The organism is Kluyvera sichuanensis (assembly GCF_040930405.1).
GTDB classification, from domain to species: domain Bacteria; phylum Pseudomonadota; class Gammaproteobacteria; order Enterobacterales; family Enterobacteriaceae; genus Kluyvera; species Kluyvera sichuanensis.
This window is the reverse complement of sequence record NZ_CP162271.1, coordinates 613,910-625,838: the sequence shown is the minus strand read 5'-3', so window position 1 is coordinate 625,838 and position 11,929 is coordinate 613,910. Positions and strand designations below refer to the sequence as shown.

The window sequence follows — 11,929 nt, the reverse complement described above, 5'->3', positions numbered from 1 at the left end:
AATTACTGGCCACTCAGCACCCTCGCAGGGTCGATTCGGCTGGCGCGACGGGCGGGATACCAGCTCGCCAGCAGACTCAGCAACAGTGCCGTGACCAGCACATAAACGACATCCAGCCAATGCAATTCAGACGGCAGGAAGTCGATAAAATAGATGTCGCCAGATAAGAACTGGTGACCAATAAGTTTTTCAATCACGTTGATAATGTTGGTCAGGTACAGGGAGCCAAGCACCCCAATCACCACGCCACACACGCTGCCCAGCAGGCCAGCCAATAAACCATACCACACGAAAATGGCGCGAATCAGCCCGTCTTTGGCGCCCAGTGTGCGCAGCACCGCAATATCGCTGCTTTTATCTTTCACCGCCATCACCAGCGTGGAGACGATGTTAAAGCAGGCCACGCCGATCACCAGCACCATCGCCAGATACATAATGGCGCGGATCATCTGGATGTCGCGGTACATGTAGCCGTAGGTGCCAATCCAGCTTTTGATGTAGACATAGTTGTTGGTCACTTCGCCTGCATCACGCACCAGTTTGTTGGCGTTAAAGACGTCGTTCACCTTGATGGCGATACCGGAGATGCTCTCACCCATGTCGAGATACTGCTGGGCGTCCTGCATCGGGATCATCGCAAAGCTGTGGTCAAGCTGGCCGCTTAGCTGCAGAATCCCCGTCACGTGCAGGCGCACGCGTTTTGGCTGCAGCAGCTTATGTTCCGGATTCGAGTTCGGGATCATGATAGAAACCCAGTCTCCCGCCTTCACCTTCAGCGCATCGGCCACGCCTTTGCCGAGAATAATCTGCTGCTCACCGGCTTTAAAATTAGCCCATGCTTCAGCCTGGATAAAACGCGGCAGCGCGCTGAGCTTGCTCTCCTGCACCGGATCAACGCCCTTCACCTGGATGGCGCGCAGGTTGCTGCCGCTCTCGACCAGGCCGGTAAAGTTGATGTACGGCGCCGCGGCTTCAATGCCCTTCACCGCTTCCACTTTTGGCAACACGTTCTGCCAGTGATTCCACGGCTGGTTCACCGCTTCAATTTCACCGTGCGGCACCACCGCCAGAATGCGGTTATTCAGCTCACGCTCAAAACCGTTCATCGCGCTAAGGCCAACGATCAGCACCGCCACGCCCAGCGCGATGCCGACCGTAGAGATAACGGAAATCAGCGACACCATGCCGCCGCGCCGACGGCCGCGGCTAAAGCGCAGGCCGATCAGTAATGAGAGGGACGGAGCCATTAATGCGCTCCCATCAGGGTCAGTTGGTCGCTCAGGTGGCCATCGCGCATTTCGAGCTGACGGCCCATTCGTTTCGCCAGTTGAAGATCGTGCGTCACCACCAGGAAGGCGGTGCCCTGCGACTGATTCAATTCGCCCAGCAGTTTGAAGATGCTGTCAGCATTTTTCGCATCGAGGTTACCGGTTGGTTCATCGGCCAGCACCAGGCGTGGGTTATTCACCAACGCACGGGCAATCGCCACGCGCTGACGTTCGCCGCCGGAGAGCTCCGATGGACGGTGGCTCGCGCGATGCTCAAGCCCTACCGCTTTCAGCATTTCCAGCGCACGGGTGGTGATTTCAGCCGTTTTCTTCTTGCCAATCAGCAGCGGCATCGCCACGTTTTCCAACGCGGTAAAGTCCGGCAGCAGATGGTGGAACTGGTAGATAAAACCGAGCTTCTGGTTACGCAATTCAGCTTTCGCCGCCGAAGAGAGCTTACTCATCGGTTGACCGCTGAAAATCACGTCGCCAGTGGTTGGCGTATCCAGCCCGCCGAGCAGGTGCAGCAGCGTACTTTTACCGGAACCGGAGGTGCCGACAATCGCCATCATTTCGCCTTCGCCAATGCTGAAGCTGACATTGTGCAGAACGTCGGTTTGCACATTGCCTTCCTGATAGCGTTTGCACAGGTTGTCGCATTGCAACAGGATCTTATTCATAACGTAAAGCCTCAGCGGGTTGAGTGGCGGCAGCGCGCCAGGAAGGGTAAAGCGTCGACAGCAGCGCCAGGGCCATCGCCACCAGCGCAATCACGATAACCTGCAGCGGCTCGATGGCAACCGGCAGCGCCGCACCGTCGAGAAACGCGCCGATAATCGGCATTAAATTATTGAGCTGGCTGGCCAGCAACACGCCAAGCACCGCGCCTAACAGCGCGCCAATAATGCCCGCGCTGGCGCCTTGCACCATAAAGACGGTGAGGATCTGTCGCGGCGTCAGCCCCTGGGTTTGCAGAATGGCAACTTCGCCCTGCTTCTCCATCACCATCAGCCCCAGCGAGGTGATGATGTTAAACGCGGCAACGGCGACGATCAGGCTCAGCAGCAGCCCCATCATGTTCTTTTCCATGCGCACGGCCTGGAACAGCTCGCCTTTACGCTCGCGCCAGTCCTGCCATTTGGTGCCCTGCGGCAATGTTTGCTGGCTCAGAGTATCCACCTGCAGCGGTTTATCCAGCCACAGACGCCAGCCGGTGATATTCCCCAGCGGGTAGAGCATCAGGCGGGAGGCATCCTGAATATTGACCAGCATCTGGTAACCGTCGACCTCGCTGTTGGCAGCAAAAGTACCAATCACCGTAAACAGGCGCTGGCTCGGCAAGCGGCCCATCGGCGTAAACTGGCTGGCAGAAGGCACCATCACGCGAATTTGATCGCCGCGGTTAACCCCGAGTTGCCCGGCAAGTTGCTCGCCGAGAATGACGTTATATTTTCCGGCGGTGAGATCGGTCTGTTTGACGTTGACCAGGTACGGCGTGAGCGGATCTTTTTGCGCCGGGTCGATCCCCAGCATCACCCCGACCGAAACGCTACGTGCACTTTGCAGCACCACATCACCGGTGGTGAGCGGCGCGACGCGCGTCACGCCCTGGAGCTTCGCGCTCTGTTCCGGGTGCTGTTGCGGGTTGAGGGAGCCCTGTTCGGCTGTCAGAATGGCCTGCGGCATCAGCCCCAGAATGTTGTTTTGCAGCTCGCGTTCAAAGCCGTTCATCACCGAAAGTACGGTCACCAGCGCCATCACGCCAAGCGTGATGCCGATAGTCGACAGCCAGGAAACAAAGCGACCGAAGCGGTCCGCTGCTCGCCCACGCATGTAGCGCAGGCCGATAAATAGTGCGACAGGTTGGTACATGTAATCCGTCTGGTTGCTGAAAGCAGATGCACGAGTATATAAGCGAAAGCAGGATGGGTAAATGACTGAACCGTAAGCGCAAGGCTGACAATCGCTGACGAAAGGACGCAAACATTGAAATTTTGGTCGTCACGGACAATAGTGATGTTTTCCCTTTATTTGCGAATTCATGATGATCCGCACCGTAAATCCTCTGCTGTTATCCGCAGGCGCGGCGCTTCTGGCGCTGTTCCTGATTTATACCGGCGTGAACGCCGCTGAAAAAGTGACCTGGCTGATGGAGGTCACCCCGGTGATTATCGTTGTGCCGCTGCTGCTATTCACGGCGAAACGCTATCCCCTCACCCCGCTGCTTTACGCGCTGATTTTCTTTCACGCCATCATTCTGATGGTGGGCGGTCAGTACACTTACGCTAAGGTGCCGATTGGCTTTGACGTACAGGCCTGGCTTGACCTCAGCCGTAACCCGTACGACAAACTGGGGCATTTCTTCCAGGGGCTGGTGCCGGCGCTGGCGACGCGCGAAATTCTGCTGCGTGGGCACATTGTGCGCGGGCGTAAGATGCTGGCATTTCTGGTCTGCTGCGTGGCGCTCGCGATTAGCGCGACCTACGAGCTGATTGAGTGGTGGGCGGCGCTGGCAATGGGGCAAGGCGCGGATGATTTTCTCGGCACTCAGGGCGACCCGTGGGATACGCAGTCGGATATGTTCTGTGCCCTGCTGGGTGCGCTGACAACGGTTATCGTACTGGCGGGTTGGCACTGCCGACAGTTAAAAGCTGCCGGATGGCGTTAACCCCATCCGGCAATTCTCGCAATACACCCTACCCGCGTCGGAACTTGATAATCAAAATCGGCATGGCGAACACCAGCGTCATCAAATTCGCCATGCTGACCGCCGTATCTTCAATCATCACGCCGTAAATCAGCCACATGACTAGTCCGCAAACGAACATAATGTACATCAGGCCGGAGATCCCCTGGGTGTTGCGGGTAGCAATCACCTTAATGGCCTGTGGTAAGAACGACAGCGTCGTCAGGCATGCGGCCACATAGCCAATCAAAGAAGCCCACTCCATGTTTACGCCTGCGCATCGCGGGTAACGGGAATCGGCCTGACCGGCACCTCTTGCGGTGCAGCGGGCGTCGGCACTTTGCGGTATTTATCCAACAGGTGAATCTGAATTTTACGCAGCTGGTCGCCGTTCAGACGGTAGAAGCGGAAATAGAGCACCAGGGTAATCGCAAAGAACACGACAGGCAGCACAATCATGATGAACTGCATACCGAGCACGGTTTCGGCAGACTGGGCAACGTTTGGCGTATAGCCAATCACCCCGAGCACCACCGCGATAAAGAAGGCGGCAAACGCCGACCCGCCCTTCACCACCATCGTCTGCACCGCATAGGCGATACTTTCGCAGCGAACGTTAAACTTGTACTCGCCGTAATCGACGGTATCCGCCACCATAATCACCTGCAGAACCCAGAACAGCGCGGTGCCGACGTTCAGGAAAATCCCCGCAAGGCAGATGACTAACACGTTCGCCGAACCCGCCAGCGCCATCAGTAACAGCACGCCGCCGCTGACCATCGGCAGAAGTGACGCCCCCGCCCACAGCACTCGTCGCGACAGCGCCTTCGCCAGACGCGGGAACAGCACCAGCGTCAGCAGGTTGGCCGCCCCGGCATAGGAAAGGTAGTACGGGAACAGATCCGCATCACCGACCACGTAGGTGAAATAGTAAATGGCAAAGCCGGTGATGATATTCGACGCCACGTTGTAGGCCAGCGCCATCCCCAACAGGCAGGAGAGCTGATCGTTTTTGTAGATGAGGGCGAGAATGGATTTCAGCGACAGGCGGCTGCTGTCCGCCGTGGCATCGCTGTCTGACGAGAAGACTTCATGGACGTTGCGCAGCGTGACAATCGTCGAGGCGATAAAGAACGCGATCAGCACCAGCGTAAACATTTGGAAGCCAAATCCCCGGTCTGCGCCGCCCACGTAGTTCACGAACGGCAGCGTAATCCCAGCAGTGACGAACCCGGCGAGGCTGGCAAAAAAGCGCGGGAACGGCACCAACTGTTCGCGTTCGCGCTTATCCAGGGTAATGGTGGGTACCAGCGACCAGAACGGAATATCCATCAGGGTATAGGTCGTGCCCCACAGGATGTAGGTGATGCAGACGAACACCACCTGCGTAGTGCCTTCAAACAGGTGGGCGCTGAACAGTAAAAACAGCACCAGCGAGTTCGCCAGCGTGCCGAGCAGGATCCACGGCTTAAACTTGCCCCATCGCGTTCGCGTAGCGTTCACCACCCAGCCCATGATCGGGTCGTTGAACGCATTCCAGATTTTAGCCACCAGAAACAGCGTGCCCACCAGGCCTACCGATAATCCCACCACGTCGGTGTAGTAGTACATCAGGTACATGTAGACGATACCGATGGCGAAATCCTTACCAAACGCACCGAATCCGTAACTGAGTTTTGTTGTCAGAGAGATGCTCATAGGGTACCGGGTCGCTGTTACCAGCGCCCGCCTTCTGTTATTAGAGAGGTAAGCGCCGGGTCTTACGCCCGGCGCAGTTGGGCTTAACGGTGCAGCCAGGCCGGCAGCCAATCGCCGTGTGAGGCAATCAGGTCATCCACCAGCGCGTAAATCTCTTCAATGCCCAGCACTGCGGCGGTATGCGGGTCCATCAGCGCCGCGTGGTAAACGCGATCGCGGTTTTCGGTCAGAATCGCTTCGGTCAGCAGCGTCTGCACGTTGATATTGGTTTGCATCATAGCCGCCAGATGCGACGGAATCGTGCCCACTTTGGTTGGCTGAATACCGTTGGCATCCACCAGGCACGCTACCTCAACGCAGCTGCCCTGCGGCAGGTTATCGATAAGCCCGTCGTTACGCACGTTGCCGTAAATCACGCTCGGTTCACCGGTCCAGATAGCGTTCATAATGGTGCTGGCGTATTCACGAGACGGTTTGATATCGATGCGGTCGGCGGTTTTGTACTCTTCCAGCTCTTTATGCCAGTTCGCCAGTTGCTCGACGCAGCGTTTTGGATACTCGTCCAGCGGCACCTTATAGCGTTCAATCAGATCTTCACGCCCCGGTTTGATAAACCACGGGGTGTATTCTGCAAAGTGCTCTGACGACTCGGTGACAAAATAGCCCAGCTTTTTAAACATCTCATAGCGCACGATATTCTGGCAGCGTTCATTGCCGTGAATATTCGGTTTCGGCGCCTGCCCCGCGTCATAGGCGGCCAGCAGTTCCGGGTAGAGGTTAACGTAGCGACCGTCAGCGGTTTTACGCTCCAGCTCCAGGTAGAACGCCATATGGTTAATCCCGGCGCTGCGATAGCGCAGCGTGGCAGGGTCGACATTCAGGTCGCGAGCCAGCTCTTCCGCCGTACCCTGTACCGAGTGGCACAGCCCCACCTGCTTGATGTGCGGATAACGGGCGTACATAGCCCAGGTGTTCATCGCCATCGGGTTAACGTAGTTAAGCATGGTGGCGTCAGGGCAGACTTCGGTCATGTCGTCACAAATTTGCCACAGGTGCGGAATGGTGCGTAGCGCACGCATAATGCCGCCCGGGCCGAGGGTATCGGCAATGGTCTGCTCCAGCCCGTGGCGTTTGCAGACCTCAAAATCGGTCACGGTGCACGGCTCGTAGCCGCCAATCTGGAAGGCGACCACCACAAAATCAGCCCCCTGCAGCGCCGCTTTGCGGTCGGTATGGCAGGTGATATGGCCGGATGCACCGGCGGAATCCATCAGTTTACGCACCACAATGTGCGACTCTTCAAGACGCGTCTCATCGATATCCATCAGGGCGATATGCGCTGATTTAAGCGCCTCGCGATGAAAAACATCGCCCAGGATATTTTTAACAAAAATGGTGGAACCCGCGCCGATAAAGGTAATCTTTGGTGCTGTCATCATGACTCTCCAGAAACAGTAGTGAACGCCTTTATCGTGGCACGCGCCCTGGCCGAAAACCTCCGTCTTCCCTGATGAGCATTCCCAAAAACTCAGATCTGATGCCGCTCGCGACAAGATCTGAGTTTTTGGGAGTAATTTGACTAAAAAGCAGAGTATCCGGCCTGCTAATCAGGCTAGTATCTGTTATAGCACCTGCGTTTGAGTCTGCCCTGCTGGCATGATTCTGATATTTCAGGAAACGGAGTCACCATGAGCGACGAGCCAATCACCTTTCTGCCCCGCGACCCACATATGTGCAACGGCGATGAAAAGCAGACCCGTAGCCCGCTGTCGCTCTATTCCGAATACCAGCGCATGGACATTGAACTGCGTCGGCCGCACGCCATGCCTGCCAGCCACTGGCACGGTCAGGTGGAGGTCAACGTGCCGTTTGACGGCGATGTGGAGTATCTGATTAACAACGAGGTGGTGCAGATAAAACAGGGACACATCACCCTGTTCTGGGCCTGTACTCCGCATCAGCTGACGCGACCGGGCGACTGTCGGCAGATGGCGATTTTCAGCCTGCCGATGCACCAGTTTCTCTCCTGGCCGCTGGACCGGGACCTGATTAACCACGTCACCCACGGCATGGTGGTGCAATCGCTGGCGACTCAGCAGCTCAGCACCTTTGAAGTGCTGCGCTGGCAGCAGGAGGCCTACAGCCCGAACGAGCAGATTCGCCAACTGGCGATCGATGAGATCGGCCTGATGCTCAAACGCTTTAGCCTCTCCGGCTGGCAGCCCATCCTGCTTAACAAAACCTCGCGCACCCACAAGAACAGCGTCTCGCGCCACGCGCAGTTTTACGTCAGCCAGATGCTGGGCTTTATTGCCGATAACTACGATCAGGCGCTGACCATTAACGACGTGGCGGATCACGTCAAGCTCAACGCCAACTATGCGATGGGCATTTTTCAGCGCGTAATGCAGCTCACCTTAAAGCAGTACATTACGGCGATGCGCATTAACCACGTACGCGCCCTGCTGAGCGACACCGATAAAACCATCCTTGATGTCGCGATGACCGCAGGCTTTCGTTCCAGCAGCCGCTTCTACAGCACCTTCAGCCGCTACGTCGGCATGTCACCGCAGCAGTACCGCAAGCTAAGCCAGCAGAAGCGACAAACTCTCTGATCCGCCGGATTCATCATTTTATGCGGTTGCACTCCCGCCGCCATCACGGATAATAAGTACAGCAAATTTATATTATTACCGTGAAGACACGGCTTTCTGGAGAACGTGCGCCGACTATGCCTGAACATGCCCGTTACGACCTACCGAGTAAACCTGGCGACCAGCGCCAGCTTGGCGAACTGACCGGTGCCGCCTGCGCGACGCTGGTGGCAGAGATCGCTGAACGTCACGCAGGCCCGGTGATCCTTATTGCCCCGGATATGCAAAATGCGCTGCGACTGCACGACGAAATCAGCCAGTTCACCGATAATCTGGTGATGAATCTCGCCGACTGGGAAACGCTGCCTTACGACAGCTTCTCCCCGCATCAGGACATTATCTCCTCACGCCTGTCGACGCTGTACCAACTGCCAACTATGCAGCGCGGCGTACTGATTGTGCCGGTCAGCACGCTGATGCAGCGCGTCTGTCCGCACAGTTTCCTGCACGGCCACGCACTGGTGATGAAAAAAGGCCAGCGCCTGTCACGCGATGCGCTGCGTAATCAACTCGAAAGCGCGGGCTATCGCCACGTTGATCAGGTGATGGAGCACGGGGAGTACGCCACCCGCGGTGCGTTACTTGACCTCTATCCGATGGGCAGCGAGCAGCCTTACCGCCTCGACTTCTTTGACGATGAAATCGACAGCCTGCGCGTCTTCGACGTTGACAGCCAGCGCACGCTCGAAGAAGTGGACGCCATTAACCTGCTGCCGGCGCACGAATTCCCGACCGATAAAACCGCCATCGAACTGTTCCGCAGCCAATGGCGCGATAAGTTCGACGTCAAGCGCGATGCCGAACATATCTATCAGCAGGTCAGCAAAGGCACGCTGCCTGCCGGTATTGAATACTGGCAGCCGCTGTTCTTCAGCGAACCGCTGCCGCCGCTGTTCAGCTACTTCCCGGCCAACACGCTGCTGGTTAATACCGGTGATATCGACGCCAGCGCGAACCGCTTCCAGGCCGATACCCAGGCGCGATTTGAAAACCGCGGCGTCGACCCGATGCGTCCGCTGCTGCCGCCAGCCCAACTTTGGCTGAAAACGGATGAGCTAAACAGCGAGCTGAAAAAATGGCCGCGCGTGCAGCTCAAAACCGAGAGCCTGCCGAAGAAAGCGGCCAATACTAACCTCGGCTTCCAGTCGCTGCCGGAGCTTGCCGTTCAGGCGCAGAACAAGTCGCCGCTGGAGAGCCTGCGTAAGTTTATTGAGTCCTTTACCGGCCCGGTGATTTTCTCGGTAGAGAGCGAGGGGCGTCGTGAAGCGCTGGGGGAACTGCTGGCGCGCATTAAGCTTGCGCCGAAACGCATCCAGCGTCTGGATGAAGCCACCGGCAACAACCGCTATCTGATGATTGGCGCCGCCGAGCATGGTTTTATCGATACCCAGAATAACCTGGCGTTAATCTGCGAAAGCGACCTGCTTGGCGAGCGTGTAGCGCGCCGTCGTCAGGACGCGCGTCGCACCATTAACCCGGACACGCTTATCCGCAATCTGGCGGAGCTGCATATTGGCCAGCCGGTGGTCCACCTGGAGCACGGCGTCGGCCGCTATGCCGGGATGACCACGCTGGAAGCGGGCGGGATTACCGGCGAGTATCTGATGCTCACCTATGCCAGCGATGCCAAACTGTACGTGCCGGTCTCCTCGCTGCACCTTATCAGCCGCTACGCGGGTGGTGCGGAAGAGAACGCGCCGCTGCATAAGCTGGGCGGCGACGCCTGGACGCGCGCGCGGCAGAAAGCCGCCGAGAAGGTGCGCGACGTGGCGGCCGAGCTGCTGGATATCTACGCCCAGCGCGCCGCCAAAGAGGGCTTTGCCTTCAAACACGACCGCGAACAATATCAGCTGTTCTGCGATAGCTTCCCGTTTGAGACCACGCCAGATCAGGCGCAGGCAATTAACGCGGTGCTGAGCGACATGTGCCAGCCGCTGGCGATGGACCGTCTGGTGTGCGGCGACGTGGGCTTTGGTAAAACCGAAGTCGCCATGCGTGCTGCCTTCCTTGCGGTTGAAAACCACAAGCAGGTTGCGGTACTGGTACCGACCACCCTGCTTGCCCAGCAGCACTACGACAACTTCCGCGACCGCTTCGCCAACTGGCCGGTGCGCATCGAGATGCTGTCGCGCTTCCGTAGCGCCAAAGAGCAGACGCAGATTCTGGCCGAAGCCGCCGAGGGTAAAATCGATATTCTGATCGGTACCCACAAGCTGCTGCAAAGCGACGTCAAGCTGCGCGACCTGGGTCTGTTGATTGTTGATGAAGAGCACCGCTTTGGCGTTCGCCATAAAGAGCGCATCAAGGCGATGCGTGCCGACGTTGATATTCTGACCCTAACCGCCACGCCGATTCCGCGTACGCTGAACATGGCGATGAGCGGCATGCGCGACCTGTCGATTATTGCTACCCCACCGGCCCGCCGTCTGGCGGTGAAAACCTTCGTGCGCGAGTACGACAGTCTGGTGGTGCGCGAAGCGATTCTGCGTGAAACGCTGCGCGGCGGTCAGGTTTACTACCTGTTCAACGACGTTGAAAACATTCAGAAAGCTGCCGATAAGCTGGCAGAACTGGTACCGGAAGCCCGTATCGCCATCGGCCACGGGCAGATGCGCGAGCGCGAGCTGGAACGCGTGATGAATGATTTCCACCACCAGCGTTTCAACGTACTGGTGTGTACCACCATCATCGAAACCGGTATCGACATCCCAACCGCCAACACCATTATCATCGAGCGGGCGGACCACTTCGGTCTGGCCCAGCTGCACCAGCTGCGCGGTCGCGTCGGTCGTTCGCATCACCAGGCCTACGCCTGGCTGCTGACACCGCATCCGAAAGCAATGACCACTGACGCACAAAAACGTCTGGAAGCCATTGCCTCACTGGAAGACCTCGGCGCGGGCTTTGCGCTGGCCACCCACGACCTCGAAATTCGCGGTGCGGGCGAACTGCTCGGTGAAGATCAAAGTGGCTCTATGGAGACCATCGGTTTCACGCTGTATATGGAGCTGCTGGAAAACGCCGTCGATGCGCTCAAAGAGGGCCGCGAGCCATCGCTGGAGGATTTGACCAGCCAGCAAACCGAAGTCGAACTGCGCATGCCGTCGCTGCTGCCGGATGATTTTATTCCTGACGTCAACACCCGCCTGTCGTTCTACAAACGGATCGCCAGCGCGAAGGGCGAGAACGAGCTGGACGAAATCAAGGTTGAGCTGATCGACCGCTTCGGACTGCTGCCGGACGCCGCGCGCAACCTGCTGGATATCGCCCGTTTACGTCAGCAGGCGCAGAAACTCGGGATCCGCAAGTTTGAAGGCAATGAGAAAGGCGGCGTGATTGAGTTTGCTGAGAAGAATCACGTTAACCCGACGTGGCTGATTGGCTTACTGCAAAAGCAACCGCAGCACTATCGTCTCGACGGCCCGACACGCCTCAAATTCTTCCAGGATCTGAGCGAGCGTAAAACGCGCATGGAGTGGGTGCGCCAGTTTATGCGCCAGCTTGAAGAGAACGCGGTCGCCTGAGTGTCATCGTTACTGGCCCGGTAAGCATAGCGCCACCGGGCTATTTCCTTCCACCGCCCCCTTCACCACCCGTCATACTCTACTGAAAAAGCGTTTCAC

General features: G+C 57.6%; 9 protein-coding genes. 3 read left to right on the top strand and 6 right to left on the bottom strand.

Annotated elements, in window-relative coordinates:
• Positions 1 to 2: 2 nt before the first annotated feature.
• From lolE to lolC, 3 genes are read right to left on the bottom strand one after another with little or no spacing between them, the layout of a single operon-like run.
• On the bottom strand, positions 3 to 1,247 hold the full coding sequence (lolE, locus tag AB2B48_RS03025; protein WP_185666392.1) for a lipoprotein-releasing ABC transporter permease subunit LolE: 1,245 nt from the start codon (positions 1,245 to 1,247) through the stop codon (positions 3 to 5).
• Positions 1,247 to 1,948, bottom strand: coding sequence for a lipoprotein-releasing ABC transporter ATP-binding protein LolD (gene lolD, locus AB2B48_RS03020; RefSeq protein WP_220439555.1), 702 nt, complete (start codon positions 1,946 to 1,948; stop codon positions 1,247 to 1,249). Before lolD ends, lolE begins: the two co-directional genes overlap by 1 nt.
• Complete coding sequence (gene lolC / locus AB2B48_RS03015; protein ID WP_185666394.1) at positions 1,941 to 3,140, bottom strand: lipoprotein-releasing ABC transporter permease subunit LolC; 1,200 nt, start codon at positions 3,138 to 3,140, stop codon at positions 1,941 to 1,943. Before lolC ends, lolD begins: the two co-directional genes overlap by 8 nt.
• Positions 3,141 to 3,312: 172 nt before the next feature.
• On the opposite strand from lolC, the gene AB2B48_RS03010 reads away from it, so the two are divergent.
• Complete coding sequence (locus AB2B48_RS03010) at positions 3,313 to 3,936, top strand: DUF2238 domain-containing protein (RefSeq protein WP_368301899.1); 624 nt, start codon at positions 3,313 to 3,315, stop codon at positions 3,934 to 3,936.
• A gap of 28 nt (positions 3,937 to 3,964) precedes the next feature.
• On the opposite strand, the gene AB2B48_RS03005 is transcribed toward AB2B48_RS03010, so the two are convergent.
• From AB2B48_RS03005 to melA, 3 genes are all read right to left on the bottom strand, one after another.
• Entirely contained in the window at positions 3,965 to 4,219 is a 255-nt protein-coding gene (locus tag AB2B48_RS03005) for a SemiSWEET transporter (protein ID WP_368300759.1), read from the bottom strand.
• A 2-nt stretch (positions 4,220 to 4,221) separates the two neighbouring features.
• Positions 4,222 to 5,652, bottom strand: a complete 1,431-nt coding sequence (gene melB / locus AB2B48_RS03000; protein ID WP_368300758.1) for a melibiose:sodium transporter MelB — start codon at positions 5,650 to 5,652, stop codon at positions 4,222 to 4,224.
• An 83-nt stretch (positions 5,653 to 5,735) separates the two neighbouring features.
• Complete coding sequence (gene melA, locus AB2B48_RS02995) at positions 5,736 to 7,091, bottom strand: alpha-galactosidase (RefSeq protein ID WP_368300757.1); 1,356 nt, start codon at positions 7,089 to 7,091, stop codon at positions 5,736 to 5,738.
• A 249-nt stretch (positions 7,092 to 7,340) separates the two neighbouring features.
• Between melA and melR the strand changes: the two genes are divergently transcribed.
• Both melR and mfd read left to right on the top strand, forming a co-directional pair.
• Complete coding sequence (gene melR / locus AB2B48_RS02990) at positions 7,341 to 8,267, top strand: transcriptional regulator MelR (protein WP_368300756.1); 927 nt, start codon at positions 7,341 to 7,343, stop codon at positions 8,265 to 8,267.
• Positions 8,268 to 8,383: 116 nt separating this feature from the next.
• Positions 8,384 to 11,830 carry a transcription-repair coupling factor gene (gene mfd / locus AB2B48_RS02985; protein ID WP_368300755.1) on the top strand — a complete coding sequence of 1,149 codons (3,447 nt, stop codon included), beginning with the start codon at positions 8,384 to 8,386 and terminating at the stop codon, positions 11,828 to 11,830.
• Positions 11,831 to 11,929: the final 99 nt, after the last annotated feature.

Coding starts and splice junctions, on each gene's coding strand:
- lolD (WP_220439555.1), bottom strand. CDS start 1,948: ATGAATAAGATCCTGTTGCAATGCGACAACCTGTGCAAACGCTATCAG.
- AB2B48_RS03005 (WP_368300759.1), bottom strand. CDS start 4,219: ATGGAGTGGGCTTCTTTGATTGGCTATGTGGCCGCATGCCTGACGACG.
- melA (WP_368300757.1), bottom strand. CDS start 7,091: ATGATGACAGCACCAAAGATTACCTTTATCGGCGCGGGTTCCACCATT.
- melB (WP_368300758.1), bottom strand. CDS start 5,652: ATGAGCATCTCTCTGACAACAAAACTCAGTTACGGATTCGGTGCGTTT.
- lolC (WP_185666394.1), bottom strand. CDS start 3,140: ATGTACCAACCTGTCGCACTATTTATCGGCCTGCGCTACATGCGTGGG.
- AB2B48_RS03010 (WP_368301899.1), top strand. CDS start 3,313: ATGATCCGCACCGTAAATCCTCTGCTGTTATCCGCAGGCGCGGCGCTT.
- lolE (WP_185666392.1), bottom strand. CDS start 1,247: ATGGCTCCGTCCCTCTCATTACTGATCGGCCTGCGCTTTAGCCGCGGC.
- mfd (WP_368300755.1), top strand. CDS start 8,384: ATGCCTGAACATGCCCGTTACGACCTACCGAGTAAACCTGGCGACCAG.
- melR (WP_368300756.1), top strand. CDS start 7,341: ATGAGCGACGAGCCAATCACCTTTCTGCCCCGCGACCCACATATGTGC.